The organism is Kitasatospora sp. NPDC029367 (assembly GCF_055569135.1).
In genome coordinates this window covers 57,521-76,508 of the sequence record NZ_JBVHYH010000010.1, presented here as the reverse complement: position 1 = coordinate 76,508, position 18,988 = coordinate 57,521, and the positions used below count along the sequence as shown (strand labels likewise).

5 protein-coding genes and 1 pseudogene are annotated in these 18,988 nt (G+C 74.9%); all 6 read left to right on the top strand.

The genetic code is table 11. The features are described from left to right. Positions 1 to 132: 132 nt before the first annotated feature. Positions 133 to 12,846: pseudogene (locus ACZ4W5_RS08475) on the top strand (amino acid adenylation domain-containing protein); the annotation flags it as partial. A 176-nt stretch (positions 12,847 to 13,022) separates the two neighbouring features. Beyond that, complete coding sequence (locus tag ACZ4W5_RS08470; RefSeq protein WP_465653611.1) at positions 13,023 to 14,069, top strand: SAM-dependent methyltransferase; 1,047 nt, start codon at positions 13,023 to 13,025, stop codon at positions 14,067 to 14,069. Further along, complete coding sequence (locus ACZ4W5_RS08465) at positions 14,069 to 15,100, top strand: aminotransferase class I/II-fold pyridoxal phosphate-dependent enzyme (protein WP_465653610.1); 1,032 nt, start codon at positions 14,069 to 14,071, stop codon at positions 15,098 to 15,100. Before ACZ4W5_RS08470 ends, ACZ4W5_RS08465 begins: the two co-directional genes overlap by 1 nt. Before the next feature lie 80 nt (positions 15,101 to 15,180). After that, positions 15,181 to 16,491 (top strand): MFS transporter, encoded by a 1,311-nt coding sequence (locus tag ACZ4W5_RS08460; RefSeq protein WP_465653609.1) that lies wholly within the window; start codon positions 15,181 to 15,183, stop codon positions 16,489 to 16,491. A gap of 170 nt (positions 16,492 to 16,661) precedes the next feature. Then, positions 16,662 to 17,786, top strand: a complete 1,125-nt coding sequence (gene hppD, locus ACZ4W5_RS08455) for a 4-hydroxyphenylpyruvate dioxygenase (protein ID WP_465653608.1) — start codon at positions 16,662 to 16,664, stop codon at positions 17,784 to 17,786. Then, positions 17,783 to 18,934 carry an alpha-hydroxy acid oxidase gene (locus ACZ4W5_RS08450; protein WP_465653607.1) on the top strand — a complete coding sequence of 384 codons (1,152 nt, stop codon included), beginning with the start codon at positions 17,783 to 17,785 and terminating at the stop codon, positions 18,932 to 18,934. Before hppD ends, ACZ4W5_RS08450 begins: the two co-directional genes overlap by 4 nt. The last annotated feature ends 54 nt before the right edge of the window (positions 18,935 to 18,988 follow it).

The following is an 18,988-nucleotide window of genomic DNA, read 5'->3' as shown; positions in this document are numbered from 1 at the left end:
TCACGCTTTCTGTTCTCCGCCTTGTAATGGCTGTCCCCCCCCTCCCGCCCCCCCCGCCCGCCCTCCCCCCCCCGCCTCCCCCCCGCCCCCGAGCTCGCCCTGGACGCCGAACTGTACGTGGGCCTGGCCGAGTTGGCGGCCGCGGAACGGGCCAGCCTGTTCATGGTCCTGCAGGCCGCCGTCGCCGCCCTCTACACCCGGCTCGGCGCCGGCACCGACCTCCCGCTGGGCACCGCGGTGGCCGGGCGCACCGACGAGGGCCTGGACGACCTGGTCGGGTTCTTCGTGAACACCCTCGTCCTACGCACCGACACCTCCGGCGACCCCAGCTTCCGCGAGCTGCTGGCACGCGTCCGCCGCCTCGACCTGGACGCCTTCGACCACCAGGACATCCCCTTCGAGCGCCTGGTCGAGCAGCTCAACCCGGCCCGCGTCCCGGCCCGACACCCGCTGTTCCAGAGCATGCTGACGCTGGACAGCGACGAGGACCTCCCCAGCGACTTCGCCGGGCTCGACTGCCGGGAGCACGTCCTCGACCAGCACCTCGCCAAGTTCGACCTGTCCTTCGCCTTCGTCGAGCAGCACGACGCACAGGGCGTCGCCAACGGCCTGACCGGCGCGGTCGAGTACGCGGCGGACCTCTTCGACCACACCACCGCCGCCACCCTCGGCGAGCGCCTCACCCGGGTCCTACGGGCGGCCGCCGCCGACCCCGACGCGCCGATCGGCAGCATCGAGATCCTCGACCCGGCCGAGCGCGAGCAGCTGCTGACCGGCTGGCACGGACCGGTGGCCGAACTGCCCTCGGCTACCGTCCCCGAGCTGTTCGAGGCGCAGGCCGCCGCGACGCCCGGGGCGATCGCCCTGGTCGCGTGCTCCACCGAGCTGACGTACGCCGAACTCAACGCCCGGGCCAACGGCCTGGCCCTGCGCCTGGTCGAGGCGGGCGTCGTCGCCGAGACCCCCGTCGCCCTGCTGCTGGAACGCTCGCCCGCCCTGGCCATCGCCCTGCTCGCGGTGCTCAAGGCCGGCGGCAGCTACGTCCCGCTGGACGACGCCCAGCCGCACGAGCGCCTGGCGGCCGTGCTCGCCGACGCGGGCGCCCGGATCGCCGTCACCGACCGCGACCACCCGGCGCTGGCCGGACTGACCACCCTCGCCGTCGGCGAGCGGACCGCCGAGAACCTCGAACTCACCATCGCGGGCGAGCAGTTGGCCTACGTGATGCACACCTCCGGCTCCACCGGAAAGCCCAAGGGCATCGGCGTCACCCACCGCTCGATCGTCGACCTCGCGCTCGGCGGGGCCTTCACCGGGGAGCACCTCGCCCGGGTCGCGGTGCACTCCCCCACCGCCTTCGACGCCTCCACCTACGAGTTCTGGGCGCCGCTGCTCTCCGGCGGCCGTCTCGTCATCGCCCCGCCCGGGCGGCTCGGGATAGCCGAACTCGGCGACCTGCTCGGCCGGCAGCAGGTCTCCGGCGCCTTCATCACCGTCGGCCTGTTCAACGTGCTGGCCACCGAGTCGCCGCGCCTCTTCGCCGGGCTGCGCGAGGTCTGGACCGGCGGGGACATCGCCTCGCCGACGGCCATGCGGCGCGTCCTGGAGGCCTGCCCCGGCCTGCGGGTGGTCAACGTCTACGGCCCGACCGAGACCACCACCTTCGCCACCCGCCGCGCGATGACCTCCCCCGAGGAGGTGCCGGCCGCCGTGGTGCCGATCGGCCGCCCGCTGCCCAACACCAGGGCGTACGTCCTCGACGAGGCCCTGCGGCCCGTCCCGGTCGGCGTCCCCGGCGAGCTCTACCTCGCCGGGCCCGGCCTGGCCCGCGGCTACGTCGGCCGCCCGGCCCTCACCGCCGAGCGCTTCGTCGCCGACCCGTACGGCGCCCCCGGCACCCGGATGTACCGCACCGGCGACCTCGCCCGCTGGACCATCACGGGCGAACTGGAGTTCGCCGGTCGAACGGACGACCAGGTCAAGGTCCGCGGCTTCCGGATCGAACTCGCCGAGGTGGAGGCAGCGTTCGCCGCCCACCCGGCCGTCCGACAGGCCTTCGCGACGGTCCGCCAGGACCAGCCCGGCGACAAGCGCCTGGTCGCCTACGTCACCGGCGACGCCCCGCTCGACGAGCTGCGCGCCTTCGTCGCCGACCGGCTGCCCGGCTACATGGTCCCCGCCGCCGTCGTGCCGCTGGCCGCCCTGCCGGTCAACTCCAACGGCAAGGTCGACCGGCGCGCCCTGCCCGCCCCCGACTACGCCGCCGCCACCCCCGGCCGGGCGGCCCGCAACGCCACCGAGCAGACCCTGTGCGCGCTCTTCGCCGAGGTCCTCGGAACCGCCGAACCGAGCATCGACGACAACTTCTTCGACCTCGGCGGGCACTCCCTGCTCGCCACCAGGCTCGCCGGCCGCATCCGCACCGCCCTCGGCACCGAGCTCCCGCTGCGCACCCTCTTCGACCACCCCACCATCGCCGCCCTGGCCCAGCACCTCGGCGAGGACAGCACCCCGGTGCGGGCCGGGCTGACGGCGCGCACCCGCCCAAAGCTGGTGCCGCTCTCCTACGCCCAGCAACGCCTGTGGTTCATCGACCAGTTCGAGGGCCCGAGCGCCCTCTACAACACCCCCTTCGCCCTCCGGCTCACCGGCCCGGTCGACACCGGGGCGCTGACCGCCGCACTGCACGACCTGCTGGCCCGGCACGAGGTGCTGCGCACCCTCTTCCCCGTCGCCGACGGGCAGCCCCACCAGCTGGTCGCCGACTCCGTCGAGCCCGCCCTGACCGTCACCGCCGTCGCCGACGAGACCGAGCTGGCCGGGCTGCTGGACCGGGCGAACTCGCACGCCTTCGACCTCGCCACCGAACTTCCGCTCCGGGCAACGCTGTTCTCGCTCCCCGGCGAACGGCACGTGCTGCTGCTCCTGCTGCACCACATCGCCAGCGACGGCTGGTCCGTCGCCCCGCTCTTCCGCGACCTGGGCGAGGCCTACCGGGCCCGCTGCCAGGGAGGCGCGCCGCAGTGGGAGCCGCTGCCCGTCCAGTACGCCGACTACACCCTCTGGCAGCGCGAACTCCTCGGCGACGAGGAGGACAAGGACAGCCTGCTCGGGCAGCAACTCGCCTTCTGGCAGGAGTCCCTGGCCGACCTGCCGGAGGAACTGGCCCTCCCCTACGACCGGCCGCGCCCGGCCGCACCGAGCCACCAGGGCGAACTGGTCGAGTTCACCGTCGGAGCCGAACTGCACCAGCGGCTGACCGAGTTGGCCACCGCCAACCGGGCCAGCCTGTTCATGGTCCTGCAGGCCGCCGTCGCCACCCTCTACACCCGCCTCGGCGCCGGCACCGACCTCCCGCTCGGCACCCCCGTCGCCGGACGCACCGACGAAGCGCTCAACGACCTGGTCGGCTTCTTCGTCAACACCCTGCTGCTGCGCACCGACACCTCCGGCAACCCCGGCTTCCGTGAACTCCTCGACCGGGTCCGGCAGTCCGACCTCAGCGCCTTCGAGCACCAGGACGTGCCCTTCGAGCGCCTGGTCGAGCAGCTCAACCCCACCCGCACCCCGGCCCGCCACCCGCTCTTCCAGACGCTCATCGCCCTGGAGAACCAGGCGAAGGCGCCGCAAGCCTTCGGGGATCTCCCCTGCGGTGAGCTGGAGTTCGACCTCAACGTGGCCAAGTTCGACCTCTCCTTCGGCTTCGCCGAGCTGAGCGGACCGGGCGGACAGGGCGGACAGGGCGGACCGAACGGCCCCGGCGGCCTCTCCGGCGCGATCGAGTACGCGGCCGACCTCTTCGACCACGCCACCGTCGCCACCCTCGCCGAGCGCCTGCTGCGCGTCCTCCACGCCGTCGTCACCGACCCCGACGCGCCGATCGGCACCATCGAGATCCTCGACCCGGCCGAACGCGAGCAGTTGCTGACCGGCTGGCACGGGCTGGTGGCCGAACTGCCCTCGGCTACCGTCCCCGAGCTGTTCGAGGCGCAGGCCGCCGCGACGCCCGAGGCGATCGCCCTGGTCGCGGGCTCCACCGAGCTGACGTACGCCGAACTCAACGCCCGGGCCAACGGTTTGGCGCTGCGCCTGGTCGAGGCGGGCGTCGGCGCCGAGACCCCCGTCGCCCTGCTGCTGGAACGCTCGCCCGCCCTGGCCATCGCCCTGCTCGCGGTGCTCAAGGCCGGCGGCAGCTACGTCCCACTGGACGACGCCCAGCCGCACGAGCGCCTCGCGGCCGTGCTCGCCGACGCCGGCGCCCGGATCGCCGTCACCGACCGCGACCACCCGGCGCTGGCCGAACTGACCACCCTCACGGTCGGCGAGCAGACCGCCGCAAACCTCCACCTCACCATCACCGGCGAGCAGTTGGCCTACGTCATGCACACCTCCGGCTCCACCGGCACCCCCAAGGGCATCGGCGTCACCCACCGCTCGATCGTCGACCTCGCCCTCGGCGGCACCTTCGCGGGCGGCGCCCACGACCGCGTCCTGGTCCACTCGCCCACCGCCTTCGACGCCTCCAGCTACGAACTCTGGGCCCCACTCCTCTCCGGCGCCCGCCTCGTCCTCGCCCCCGCCGGACGCCTCGGCGTCGCCGAACTCACCGACACCATCCAGCACGGCGGCGTCACCGCCGCCTGGCTCACCGCCGGACTGTTCAACGTCATGGCCACCGAGTCGCCGCGCCTCTTCGCCGGGCTGCGCGAGGTGTGGACCGGCGGGGACGTCGTCGCCCCCGCCGCCGTCCGGCGCGTCATGACCGCCTGCCCCGGCCTGACCGTGGTCGACGGCTACGGCCCCACCGAGACCACCACCTTCGCCACCCACCACCGCATGGCCACCCCGGCCGAGGTTCCGGACAGCGTCCCGATCGGCCGCCCGCTCCCCAACACCCGGGCCTACGTGCTGGACGACGGCCTGCGCCCCGTCCCGGTCGGCGTCCCCGGCGAGCTGTACGTCGCCGGAGCCGGCCTGGCCCGCGGCTACGTCGGCCGCCCGGGCCTGACCGCCGAGCGCTTCGTCGCCGACCCGTACGGCGCCCCCGGCACCCGGATGTACCGCACCGGCGACCTCGCCCGCCGCACCGCCGAGGGTGTGCTGGAGTTCCTCGGCCGCGCGGACGACCAGGTGAAGATCCGCGGCTTCCGGATCGAACTCGGCGAGGTCGAGGCCGCGTTCGCCGCCCACCCCGCCGTCGGACAGACCCTCGCCCTGGTCCGCGAGGACCAGCCCGGCGACAAGCGCCTGGTCGTCTACGTCACCGGCGAGGCCACCCCCGGCGAGCTGCGCGCCTTCGCAGGCGAGCGCCTCCCCGGCTACATGGTCCCGACCGCCGTCCTCGTCCTCGACGCGTTCCCCGTCACCCCCAACGGCAAGGTCGACCGCCGCGCCCTGCCCGCCCCCGACTACACCGGCACCCCCGAAGGACGCGCCCCCCGCACCGGCACCGAACACACCCTCTGCACCCTCTTCGCCGAAACCCTCGGCCTGCCCGCCCTCAGCATCGACGACGACTTCTTCGACCTCGGCGGCCACTCCCTCCTCGCCACCAGACTGGTCAGCCGGATCCGCACCGCCCTGGACGTCGAACTCCCCATCCGCACCCTCTTCGACCACCCCACCGTCGCCGCCCTGGCCGCCACCCTGCCGACCGTCGACGCCCCGGCCCGTCCGGCGCTGCGCCCGCAGGCCAGGCCCGCTCTGGTGCCGCTCTCCCCCGCCCAGCAACGCCTGTGGTTCATCGACCAGTTCGAGGGCCCGAGCGCGCTCTACAACACCCCGTTCGTCGCCCACCTCAGCGGCGCCCTCGACACCGGGGCCCTGACCGGGGCCCTGGCCGACGTGGTCGCCCGGCACGAGGTGCTGCGCACCACCTTCCCGGCCACCGACGGCCGGCCGCACCAGCTGATCACCGCGAACGCCGCACCCGCCCTGCGCACCCGCACGGTGGCCGACGAGACGGAGCTGCGCGCCGCCGTGGCCGAGGCCACCGGCGAGGTGTTCCGGCTCGCCGAGGACCTGCCGATCCGGGTCTCGCTGTTCTCGCTGAACGCCGAACGGCACGCCCTGGTCGTCCTGCTGCACCACATCGCCAGCGACGGCTGGTCCGTCGGCCCGCTGCTGCGCGACCTGGACACCGCCTACCGGGCCCGCCGCGCAGGCACGGAACCCGACTGGCGGCCGCTGCCCGTCCAGTACGCCGACTACACCCTCTGGCAGCGCGGCCTGCTCGGCACCGAGGACGACCCGACCAGCGCCCAGCACACCCAACTCGCCCACTGGAAGCAGGCCCTGGCCGAGCTGCCGGAGGAACTGGCGCTCCCGTACGACCGGCCGCGACCGGCCGCCCCGAGCCACCGCGCCGGGACGGTGGAGTACCGGCTGGATGCCGAACTGCACCGGCGGCTCGCCGAGTTGGCCGCCGCCAACCGGGCCAGCCTGTTCATGGTCCTGCAGGCCGCCGTCGCCACCCTCTACACCCGCCTCGGCGCCGGCACCGACCTCCCGCTCGGCACCCCCGTCGCCGGACGCACCGACGAAGCCCTCGACGACCTGGTCGGCTTCTTCGTCAACACCCTCGTCCTGCGCACCGACACCACCGGCAACCCCGGCTTCCGCGAACTCCTCGACCGCGTCCGCCGCACCGACCTGGACGCCTTCGAGCACCAGGACGTGCCCTTCGAGCGCCTGGTCGAGCAGCTCAACCCCACCCGCACCCCGGCCCGCCACCCGCTCTTCCAGACCGTCCTCACCGTGAGCAGCGACCCGGTCCCCGTGCTCACCCTCGGCGGGGTGAGCGGGGCGCTGGAGGGCGCGGGCGAGTCCCAGGCGCACTTCGACCTGAACTTCAACTTCACCGAGCAGCACGACGAGAACGGCACACCGCTCGGCGTGGCCGCGGCCGTGGAGTACGCGGCGGACCTCTTCGACCACGCCACCGCCGCCACCCTCGCCGAACGCCTGCTGCGCATCCTGGACGCCGCCGCCACCGACCCGGACGCGCCGATCGGCACCATCGAGATCCTCGACCCGGCCGAGCGCGAGCAGCTGCTCACCGGCTGGAACGACACCGCCGTCCCGATCGCCGACAGCACCCTGTCCGAGCTGTTCGAGGCCAGGGCGGCCGCCACCCCCGACGCGGTGGCCGTGGTGTCCGACACCGAGCGGCTGAGCTACGCCGAACTCGACGCCCGGGCGGGCGCCCTGGCCGCCGTGCTGCTGGCCCGCGGGCTGGCGGTGGAGGAGCCGGTCGCGATCCTGATGGACCGCTCGGCCGAGCTGGTGACGGCGATCCTGGCGGTCACCAAGGCGGGCGGCACGTACGTCCCGCTGGACGCCCGCTACCCGCTGGACCGGATGCGGCACATCCTCGCCGACACCAGGGCGCAGCTCGTCCTGGTCGACCCGGCGCACCGCGCGCACCCGGTCCTCGACAGCGGCACCGGCATCACCGCCCTCGACATCACCGCCCTCGACGCCACCGACACGGCCGCCGCCCGGACCGCCCCCGCCGGCCGCCGCTCCCACCCCGGCCAGCTGCTCTACGTGATGTACACCTCGGGCTCGACCGGCCTCCCCAAGGGCGTCGCGGTGACCCACCGCAACGTCGTCGACCTGCTCACCAACCCGCACTTCCACCAGGGCCACCACGAGAGCGTGCTGCTGCACTCGCCCACCGCCTTCGACGCCTCCACCACCGAGGTGTGGGCGCCGCTGGTGACCGGTGGGCGGATCGTGCTGGCCGCCCCCGGGCAGCTCGACCTGCCCGCGCTGGCCGCGACCATCACCCGGCACGCCGTCACCCTGGTGCAGGCGCCCTCCGGCCTGCTGCGGCTGATGGCCGAGGAGACCCCGGAGGCCTTCCGCGGGGTGCGCCAGGTGTGGACCGGCGGTGACGTGGTGCCGCCGGAGTCCGTCCGGCAGCTGTTCCGGGCGTGCCCGGAGACGGACGTGGTCGCGGTGTACGCGCCGACGGAGACCACGGCCATCAAGACCACCTTCACCATGACGCCCGGCGGGGACGTCCCGGCCGTGGTGCCGATCGGCCGCCCGCTGGCCAACACCCGGGCGTACGTGCTGGACGACGCCCTGCGGCCGGTCCCCGCCGGGGTGCCCGGTGAGCTGTACCTCGCGGGCAACGGCCTGGCCCGGGGCTACGTCGGCCGCCCGGGGCTGACCTCGGAGCGCTTCGTGGCCTGCCCGTTCGGCGGCAAGGGCGAGAGGATGTACCGCACCGGCGACATCGTCCGGTGGAGCGCGGACGGCCTGCTGGAGTTCCTCGGCCGCGCCGACGACCAGGTGAAGATCCGTGGCTTCCGGATCGAGCCGGCCGAGGTGGAGGCGGCGCTGGCCGCCCACCCGGCGGTCGGGCACGCGGTGGCGACGGTCCGCGAGGACCGGCCCGGGGACAAGCGCCTGGTCGCCTACGTCACCGGCGACGCCACCCCCGGCGAACTGCGGGCCTTCCTGGCCGACCGGGTGCCCGGCTACATGGTCCCGGCCGCGATCGTCACCCTGGACGCACTGCCGGTCACCGCCAACGGCAAGGTGGACCGCAGCGCCCTGCCCGCCCCCGACCACACCGGCATCCCCGAGGGCCGCGCCCCGCGCACCACCACCGAACGGGCCCTCTGCGCCCTCTTCGCCGAAACCCTCGGCCTGCCCGCCCTCAGCATCGACGACGACTTCTTCGACCTCGGCGGCCACTCCCTGCTCGCCACCAAGCTGATCAGCCGGATCCGCACCGCCCTGGACGTCGAACTCCCCATCCGCGCCCTCTTCGACCACCCCACTGTCGCCGCCCTGGCCGGCCACCTGGGCGAGGGCACCGGCCCGGTCCGCGCCCGGCTGCTGCCCCGGCCGCGCCCGGAGCTGGTCCCGCTCTCCCACGCCCAGCAACGCCTGTGGTTCATCGACCAGTTCGAGGGCCCGAGCGCCCTCTACAACACCCCGCTGGTGCTCCGGATCGGCGGCACCCTCGACGCCGGGGCCCTGGCCGCGGCGCTGACCGACGTGGTCGCCCGGCACGAGGTGCTGCGCACCACCTTCCCGGGCGCCGACGGCCGGCCGCACCAGCTGATCGCCCCGAGCGCCGAACCCGCCCTGCACACCCGCACGGTGGCCGACGAGGCGGAGCTGCGGGCGGAGCTGGCCGCCGCGAGCCGGGAGGCCTTCGACCTGGCCGCCGAACTCCCGCTGCGGGCCACGCTGTTCTCCCTGCCGCAGGGCGAGCAGGTGCTGCTGGTGCTGATGCACCACATCGTCAGCGACGGCTGGTCCGTCGGCCCGCTGCTGCGCGACCTGGACACCGCCTACCGGGCCCGCCACGCAGGCGTGGAACCCGGCTGGCGGCCGCTGCCCGTCCAGTACGCCGACTACGCCCTCTGGCAACGCGAGCTGCTCGGTGCGGAGGACGACCCGGACGGCGCCCAGCACCTCCAACTCGCCTACTGGCAAAAGGCGCTGGCCGGGCTCCCGGAGGAACTGGCGCTCCCCTACGACCGCAAGCGGCCGCTGTCACCCACCCGCCGCGGGGACACCGTCGAGTTCCGGCTCCCGGCCGAACTCCACTCCGCCGTCGTCGAGTTGGCCCGGGAGAGCCGCACCAGCGTGTTCATGGTGGTGCAGGCCGCGCTGGCCGCCACCCTGGGCCGGCTGGGCGCGGGCACCGACATCCCGCTCGGCACCCCGGTCGCGGGCCGCACCGACGAGGCCCTGGACGAGCTGATCGGCTTCTTCGTCAACACCCTCGTCCTGCGCACCGACCTCTCCGGCGATCCGAGCTTCCACGAGCTGCTGGAGCGGGTGCGGCGGGCCAACCTGGAGGCCTTCGAGCACCAGGACGTGCCCTTCGAGCGGCTGGTCGAGGCGCTCAACCCGGCCCGCTCGACGGCCCGGCACCCGCTGTTCCAGGTGATGCTGACCTTCGCCGCCGGGCCCGAGGCCGAGGCCGCCCTCGACTTCGCCGGCCTGCCCGCCCGGGTGGAGCCCTCGGCGGCCGAACTCGCCAAGTTCGACCTGGCCTTCGGATTCAGCGAGCAGCTGGCCGCCGACGGTCCCGCTGGTCCCAGCGGCCCGGGAGGTGCCGCCACCCCGGCCGGGATCGGCGTGGTGGTCGAGTTCGCCGAGGAGCTGTTCGACCCGGCCACGGTGACGGCGATCGGCGAGCGCTTCGTGCGGCTGCTGACCGCCGTGGTGGCCGACCCGGCCCGCCCGGTCGACGCGGCGGAGATCCTCGCCCCCGCCGAGCGCGCCCTGATCCTGGAGCACTGGAGCGCGCCCGCCGGTCGGCCGGGCGCCACCGAACTCCGCACCGTCCCGGAGCTGTTCGCGGCCCAGGCGGCCCGGACCCCGCAGGCCGTGGCGGTGGTCGACGGGGAGGAGCGGATCTCCTACGCCGAACTGGACGCCCGGGCGAACCGGCTGGCCCGGCTCCTCGCCGACCGCGGCGTCGGCCCCGAGCGACTGGTGGCACTGGCGCTGCCCCGCTCGGTGGAGCTGGTGGTCGCCGTGCTCGCGGTGCTCAAGGCCGGCGGCGCCTACGTGCCGATCGACCCGGACTACCCGGCCGACCGGATCGCCTACACCCTGGCCGACTCCGCCCCCGCACTGCTGCTCACCACCACCGCGGCCGCCGAGCGACTGCCCGACCCGCAGCTGCCGTTGCTGCTGCTCGACACCCCGGGGACGGCCGCCGAACTGGCCCGGACGCCCGCCGGGCCGCCCGCCCCCGCGCTCGGCCCGGACCACCCGGCGTACGTCATCTACACCTCGGGCTCGACCGGCCGGCCGAAGGGCGTGGTGATCCCGCACCGCAACGTCGCCCGGCTGTTCGCCGCCACCGACCACTGGTTCGCCCCGGGCCCGGAGGACGTCTGGACGCTGTTCCACTCCTACGCCTTCGACTTCTCGGTCTGGGAGCTGTGGGGCGCGCTGCTGCACGGCGGCCGCCTGGTCGTGGTGCCCTTCGACACCAGCCGTTCGCCCCGGGAGTTCCTGGAGCTGCTGGTGCGCGAGCGGGTCACCTTCCTCAACCAGACCCCGTCCGCCTTCTACCAGCTGATGCAGGCCGACCAGGAGGAGCCCGAGCTGGGCGCGCAACTCGCCCTGCGCCGGGTGGTGTTCGGCGGCGAGGCGCTCGACCTGGCCCGGCTGGAGCCCTGGTACCGGCGACACGCCGAGGACGCGCCGCTGCTGGTCAACATGTACGGCATCACCGAGACCACGGTGCACGTCTCCTACCGTCCGCTGGACGCCGCCACGGCCGCCGGGCAGTCCCGGTCGCTGATCGGCGCGGGCATCCCGGACCTGCGGCTGTACCTGCTGGACTCCCGGCTGCGCCCGGTGCCCGCCGGGGTGCCCGGCGAGCTGTACGTCGCCGGGGCCGGCCTGGCCCGCGGCTACCTGGGCCGCCCGGCACTGACCGCCGAGCGCTTCGTCGCCGACCCGTACGGCGCCCCCGGCACCCGGATGTACCGCACCGGCGACCTGGCCCGCTGGACGGCCTCCGGCGAACTGGACTACCTGGGCCGGATCGACGCCCAGGTGAAGATCCGCGGCTTCCGGATCGAGCTGGGCGAGATCGGCTCGGTGCTCAGCCGCCGCCCCGAGGTGGCCTCCGCCGCCGTGGTGGTGCGCGAGGACGCCCCGGGCGAGAAGCGCCTGGTCGGCTACCTGGTGCCGGCCCCGGACGCCGGACCGCCGGACCTGGACGCGCTGCGCACCCACCTGGCAGCCGAGCTGCCGGACTACATGCTGCCCGCCGCCCTGGTGCCGCTGGAGCGCCTGCCGCTGACGCCCAACGGCAAGCTCGACGAGCGGGCGCTGCCCGCCCCCGAGCCGGGCCGGGCAGGCGGCGGCCGGGCGCCGCGCACCCCGCTGGAGGAGGTGCTCTGCGGGCTGTTCGCCGACGTGCTCGGCCTGGAGCGGGTCGGCATCGACGACAACTTCTTCGAGCTGGGCGGCCATTCGCTGCTGGCCGGGCGCCTGGTCGCCGGGCTGCGCGAGCTGACCGGCAGCGCCGAGCTCGGCGTCCGGGCGCTGTTCCGGGCACCGACCGTCGCCGGACTGGCCGAACTGCTGGCCGCGGCCCGGGACGGCGCCCCCGCCGAGGAGGACTTCCCGGTGCTGCTGCCGATCCGCACCCGGGGCTCACGCCCGCCGCTGTTCTGCGTGCACCCGGCGGCCGGGATCAGCTGGGTGTACACCGGTCTGCTGCGCCACCTGGACGCCGAGCAGCCGATCTACGGCCTCCAGGCCCCCGGCCTGGCCGACCTCTCCCGCCACCCGGCGAGTCTGGCCGAGATGGCCCACCGCTACCTGGCCGAACTGCGCGCGGTCCGCCCCGAGGGCCCGTACGCCCTGCTGGGCTGGTCCTTCGGCGGCCCGGTCGCCCACGCCGTGGCGGCCCTGCTGCGGGAGCAGGGCGAGCGGGTCGACCTGCTCGCCGTGCTGGACGGCTACCCGGAGCTGGACGAGTACGCCCGGTTCACCGGCGGCTCCCACGACCGCGACCCGGCGCTGCTCGCCGCGATCCTGGAGTCCCTCGGCCAGCAGGCCGGCGAGATCACCGACTGGCCCGCCGACGAGGCGGGCTACGCCGAGCTGGTCCGGCACGGCGCGGGCCCGCTGGCCGGGCTGAGCGGCGCCGGAGTGGCCCGGGTGGTCGAGGTCTTCCTGGCCGACCTGGCGCTGGCCGGCGACGCCCCGCTGCCCGGCTACGACGGCGACGCGCTGGTCTTCGTCGCCGCGAAGGACCGCCCGGCCGACGCCCCCGACCCCGAGAGCTGGCGGCCCCACGTGGGCGGCCGGCTGGAGGTCCACGAAGTGCCCAGCACCCACGGCGCGATGACCGGCCCGGAGGCCCTCGCGGTCATCGGCCCGGTGCTCGCCGACCGCCTGCGCGCCCCCGCGCAGGACCCCACGGCCCGCCCCTGAGGCTCCCCCGCACCACCGCGACACCCTCCGCACCACCACGCCAAGCGGCCGCGACCCGGCCACCACGAGGAATGGACACACCGATGCAGACTGCCGTCATCCCCGACACCTGGCGCGGCGTCACCCCGGCGCCGATCTCGTCGACCGACGCCTACAACGGCTTCATCGCCGCCAACGTGATCTTCGCGCTGGACCGGATCGGCGTGCTGGAGCAGATCGGCCGCGGCGAGGCGCTGTCCGCCGCCTCGGTCACCGCCCAGGGCGGCGACACCGCCCGCACCGAGGCCGTGCTGCGCGCCGCCGCCGACTACGGCTACCTCAAGGCCGACGGCGCCGGCTACCTGCCCACCGAGGCGGGCATCGAGATCGCCGCCGCCCGCGGCTACTTCACCTGGGCGGTCGGCGGCTACCACGACGTGTTCGGCCGCGCCGGGCACCTGAGCACCGGCTCGCACCACTACAACGCGGACGTCTTCCGCGACGAGGCGATGGTCGCCCTCGGCTCCGCCCAGTGCGACCAGTCGATGTTCGCCGCGCAGCTCACCGACGTGCTCTCCGGCATCGACTTCCGCACCATCGCCGACCTGGGCAGCGGCACCTCCGCCCGGGTCCGCCGGGTGGTCTCCCAGCGCGAGGGCAGCCGCGGCCTGGGCATCGACATCAGCCGCCCGGCCACCGACATCGCCCGCGCCGACATCGCCGCCGCCGGGATGCAGGACCGGGTCACCGCCGTCCGGGCCGACGTGCTGGGCCTGCTCGGCACCCAGATCGACAACGACGCCGAGGCCGCCGAGGTGGCCGAGGTCGACACCGTGATGAGCTTCTTCCTGCTGCACGACCTGCTCGCCGACCCGAGCACCCGCTCCTCGATCTTCACCCGGATGCGCGAGGCCTTCCCCAAGGCCCGCACCTTCGTGCTCGGCGACACCATGCTGCGCGGCCCGGGCGAGTCCCAGAGCGCGATGCCGGTCTTCTCGGTCGGCTTCGAGCTGGCCCACGCGATGATGGGCGTGCCGCTGCACACCAAGGAGACCTACGAGCAGCTGTTCACCGACGCCGGGCTGCGGATCGACCGGGTCGAGGCGCTGGCCACCCCGCACAGCTGGCTCTACGTCCTCCAGGCCGACTGATGGCCGCCGCATCCGGGGTCAGACACCTGCTGGCCCAGAACGAGCACCCGTACCCGCCGCTGCCGTCCGTACTGACCGCCCTGGCGGGGGCGGTCGGCGACCTCAACCGCTACCCGGACTTCCGCCCGGAGCGCTTCGCCGGGATCATCGCCGACTGGCAGGGCGTCCCGGCCGCGCAGGTCGTGGTCGGCCACGGCTCGGCCGGCGTCGCACTGGACCTCTTCCACTCCGTCGTCCGCCCCGGCGACAACGTGGTCCACTCGGACCCCTGCTTCGACGCCTATCCGCTGTTCTGCGAGATCGCCGGCGCCGAGGCCCGGTCCGTCCCGCTCGGCCCGGACGCCCGGCACGACCTGGCCGCGATGGCCGGCCGGGTGGACGAGCGCACCCGGATCATCGTGCTGTGCAACCCGCACAACCCGACCGGCACGGTCTACTCCTGGGCCGAGCTGACCGACTTCTTCCGCCGGGTGCCGGCCACCGCGCTGATCCTGCTGGACGAGGCCTACGTCGACTTCGCCGGGGGCTGGGCCGCCCCGGCGGTGCCGGACCGGATCGCCGAGTGGCCCAACCTGGTGGTGCTGCGCACCCTCTCCAAGTCGCACGGCCTGGCCGCGCTGCGGATCGGCTACGCGGTCGCCGAGGAGTCGGTGGCGCGACGGGTGCGCGGCGTCCAGGTGCCGTACGCGGTGAACCGGCTCCAGGAGGCGGGCCTGCTGGCCGCCGTCGCCGCCCAGGACGAGGTGGACCGGCGGATCGCCGAGATCGCCGCCGAGCGCGACCGGCTGCGGGCCGAACTGCTCGCCCTGGGCCGGTCGGTGCCGCCGAGCCTGACCAACTTCCTCTGGGTGACGGCGCCTTCGCCCGAGGAGCAGCTCCCGGTCAAGTCGGAGCTGGAGCGGCTCGGGGTGGCCGTCCGTTTCTACCCGGGCCAGGGCATCCGGATCGCCGTCGGCGAGAAGGACGCCAACGACGCCGTGCTCGAGGGCTTCACCCGCGCCCACCGGGCCGCCGCCGCGCCGCCCAACTAGCCCCGCCCCGGACCCGCCCCGGACCGGCCCCAGACCGGCACCATCCATCGCCAACGCAGCAGTCAAGGACAGGACAGCACATGCACCCACTTCTGGCGCGGCCGGAGTTCCGGCTCTACATCGCGGGACAGACGCTGTCCGTCCTCGGGGACAGCGCGCTCTTCATCGCCCTCGGCATCTGGGCCAAGGTCCTGACGGGGAGCAGCTCGGCGGCCGGTCTGGTGATGTTCTGCTACGCCGTCCCGATGCTGCTGCTGCCGCTCGGCGGCCTGGTCGCCGACCGGGTCCGCCGACGGCCGCTGCTGGTCACGGTCAACCTCGCGCTGGCGGTGGCGGTTTCGCCGCTGCTGCTGGTCGACGGCCGCGGCCACCTGTGGATCATCTACGGCACCGCGGTGCTCTACGGGCTGGCCGGGGCCGTCCTCACCCCGGCCCAGAGCGCGATGCTGCGCACGATCCTGACGGAGCGTCAGGACTTCGGTGCGGCCGTCGGGTTCACCCAGACCATGCGGGCGGGCACCACCCTGGTCGCGCCGCTGGTCGGTTCCGGCCTGTACGGGTGGCTCGGCGGCCGGGCCGTCGCCCTGGTCGACATCGGCATCCTGCTCGCGGCCGCGCTCGCCTTCCTGGCGCTGCGGGTGCCCGAGACCAAGCCGGAGCCGTCCGGTCGGCACTGGCGCACCGAGGTGCTGGCGGGCTTCCAGCACCTGCGCTCCACCGCCTCGCTGCTGCCGCTGCTGATCGCGACCACCGCCACCGCGACCGTGCTCAGCTTCCTCCAGCCGGTGCTGTTCTCGCTCATCCAGCACGGGCTGAACCGCTCGCCGCAGTTCCTGGGCGTGCTGGAGACGGTGGAGGCGGTCGGGGCGCTCGCCGGCTCGGTGCTGGGCGGCGTCCTGATCGGCAAGCTCGGCCCCCGGAGGACGGTGATGCTCGGCTCGGCCACCTTCGGGGTCGGCGCCCTGCTGCTGCTGGCGCCCTCGGTCTGGGTGGTGTCGGCCGGTCTGCTGATCGCCGGGGCCGGCATGCCGGCCGGTGTGGTCGGCCTGGCCACCGCCGCCCAGTCGCTGACCCCGCCGCAGCTGATGGGCCGCACCCAGGCGGCCGTCAACCTCTCCCTCACCGCCCCGCAGGCGATCGCCATCGGCGTCGGCGCCGGCCTGGTGGCCGCGCTGGACTTCCGCACGGTGCTGGTCGCCATGGTGATCGGCGCGCTGCTGTCCGGCCTCTACCTGCTGGGCAAGCCCGACGCGGTGATCGAGGAGGACGAGGACGAGGACGAGGAGGAGTCGGCGGAGCAGGCGGCCGGGGAGCTCACCCCGGCCCCGGCCGAGGACGCCGAACCGGCCGAGGTGCCCGCCGAGGCCACCCCGCGCCTCCAGTCCACCTGACCGGCCCGCACCACCCGGGCCGCTACCACCCGTCCCCGCGCCACCCGTTCCCGCACCACCCGTCCCCGTACCAAAGCACCTCGCCACCGGCCCGCCCCGGCGGCGGCCCTGCCGCACCGCACCGCCGCCGGGGCGGGCCTCCGCGCACTCCTCACGAGAGAGCCCCTCAGATGCCCGACCGTTCCTCTCCCGACACCGCCCTCACCACCGACAGCACTGCCGAGGCACCGATCGAACTCACCCTGGACCACGTCGAGTTCTACGTCACCGACCTCACCGCCGAGGTCGCCCGACTGACCGCGGAGTACGGCTTCGACCTGCTCGTCCCGCCCACCGAGCGCGGCGGGAGCGCCGAGCGCTGCGTCTCCGCCCTGCTCGGCCAGGCCGCGATCCGGCTGCTGCTCACCCAGCCGCTGGCCGCCGGCCACCCGGCCACCGAGTACCTGGCCCGGCACGAGGACGGCGTGGCCGCGCTGGCCCTGCGGGTCCCGGACGCCACCGCCGCGTACCGCGCGCTGACCGGCCGGGGCGCCGACGGGCTGCGCCCGCCGCAGGCCGCGGACGGCTGTGTCACCGCCGTGGTCGGCGCCTTCGGCGACGTGGTGCACACCCTGGTCGAGCGCGGCCCGGACGTCCCCGCCGACCGGATACCCGGCCTGCCCGACGCGGCCCCCGTGACCGGTGCCGGGGAGGTGGGCCTGCGCTCCGTCGACCACTTCGCGGTCTGCGTCCCCTCCGGCGGCCTGCGCGCGACCGTCCGGCACTACCAGGAGGTCTTCGGCTTCCGGATGGTCTTCGAGGAGCGGATCGAGGTCGGCGCCCTCGGCATGGACTCGATGGTCGTGCAGAGCCCCGACCACAGCGTCACCCTCACCCTGATCGAGCCGCTCACCCCGGACGCCGGCGGCCAGATCGCCTCCTTCCTGGCCGACCACGGCGGCGCCGGGGTCCAGCACGTGGCCTTCTCCTCCGCGGACGCCGTCCACTCCGTCTCCACCATGGCCGCCCGCGGCGTGCCCTTCCTGCGCACCCCGGGCACCTACTTCGACGCCCTGCCCGCCCGGCTGACCCCGCTGCGGCACTCCCTCGACGAGCTGCGCGACCTCAACCTCCTGGTCGACCAGGACCACGACGGCCAGCTGTTCCAGATCTTCACCCGCTCCCAGCACCCGCGCGGCACCTTCTTCTTCGAGGTGATCGAGCGCATCCGGGCCCGCAACTTCGGCAGCAACAACATCCGCGCCCTCTACGAGGCCGTCGAACTCCAGCGCAACGCCAGCGAAGTGGCCGGATGAGCGCCCCGGTCCTGACCCCGCCGGGTGCGGGCACCACCGCGGCGCGGCAGCCGCTGTCCGTCGCCGAGTACGAGCAGGCGGCCCGGGCCGCGCTGAGCCCCCAGGTCTGGGACTGGCTGGCCGGCGGCGCGGAGCAGGAGCGCACCCTGGCCGCCAACCGGGCGGCCTTCGAGCGGCAGGCCGTGGTGCCCCGGGTGCTCGCCGACGTCTCCGGCTGCGACACCTCCGCGACCCTGGTGACCAGCCGGTCGGCCCTGCCGGTGGCGGTGGCCCCGATCGCCTACCACCGGCTGTTCCACCCCGAGGGCGAACTCGCCTCGGCCCGGGCCGCCGCCGCGGCGGGGGTGCCGTTCACCGTCGGCACGCTCAGCAGCGTCGGCTTCGCGGAGCTGGCCGCGACCGGGGCCACGCTCTGGTTCCAGCTGTACTGGCTGCGCGACCGGGCCCGGCTGCTCGACCTGGTCGCGGCCGCCGAGGCGGCGGGCAGCGAGTGCCTGGTCGTCACCGCCGACGTGCCGTACATGGGCCGCCGGCTGCGCGACGCCCGCAACGCCTTCGCCCTGCCCGGGGACGTCCGTGCGGCGCTGCTGGAGGGCGGCGCCGCCGGGCGGGCGCACCGGGCCACCGCCGAGGTCTCGGCGGTGGCCGCGCACACCGCCGAGCTGCTCTCCCCCGCCGTCACCTGGGCGGACCTCGGCTGGCTGCGCGAGCACACCCGGCTGCCGCTGGTGGTCAAGGGGGTGCTCGACCCGGCGGACGCCCTGCGGGCCGCCGAGCTGGGCGCCGCGGCCGTGGTGGTCTCCAACCACGGCGGCCGCCAACTCGACCGGGCGGTGCCCTCGTTGACGGCCCTGCCGGCCGTCGCCGAGGCGCTGGCCGGGCGGGACTGCCAGGTGCTGCTGGACAGCGGGGTGCGCGGCGGCGCGGACGTGCTCACCGCGCTGGCCCTCGGGGCGTCCGGGGTGCTGCTCGGCCGCCCGGCGATCTGGGGCCTGGCGGCCGCCGGTGAACCGGGCTGCGCCCGGGTGCTGGAGCTGCTGGCCGCCGAACTGCGGCACGCCCTCGGCCTGGCCGGCTGCGCCGACCTGACCGCAGCCGCCACCCTGCGCACCACCCCCCTGCCCTGCCCCGCCTGGAGCGCCCCGTGACCGTCACCGCCCCGCCGCACGAGCTGCGGCTGACCGACCTGCACCCCTCGCTCG

Excerpts from the sequence above, each read along its gene's own strand:
- ACZ4W5_RS08470 (WP_465653611.1), top strand. The coding sequence starts at position 13,023 with ATGCAGACTGCCGTCATCCCCGACACCTGGCGCGGCGTCACCCCGGCG.
- ACZ4W5_RS08465 (WP_465653610.1), top strand. The coding sequence starts at position 14,069 with ATGGCCGCCGCATCCGGGGTCAGACACCTGCTGGCCCAGAACGAGCAC.
- ACZ4W5_RS08460 (WP_465653609.1), top strand. The coding sequence starts at position 15,181 with ATGCACCCACTTCTGGCGCGGCCGGAGTTCCGGCTCTACATCGCGGGA.
- hppD (WP_465653608.1), top strand. The coding sequence starts at position 16,662 with ATGCCCGACCGTTCCTCTCCCGACACCGCCCTCACCACCGACAGCACT.
- ACZ4W5_RS08450 (WP_465653607.1), top strand. The coding sequence starts at position 17,783 with ATGAGCGCCCCGGTCCTGACCCCGCCGGGTGCGGGCACCACCGCGGCG.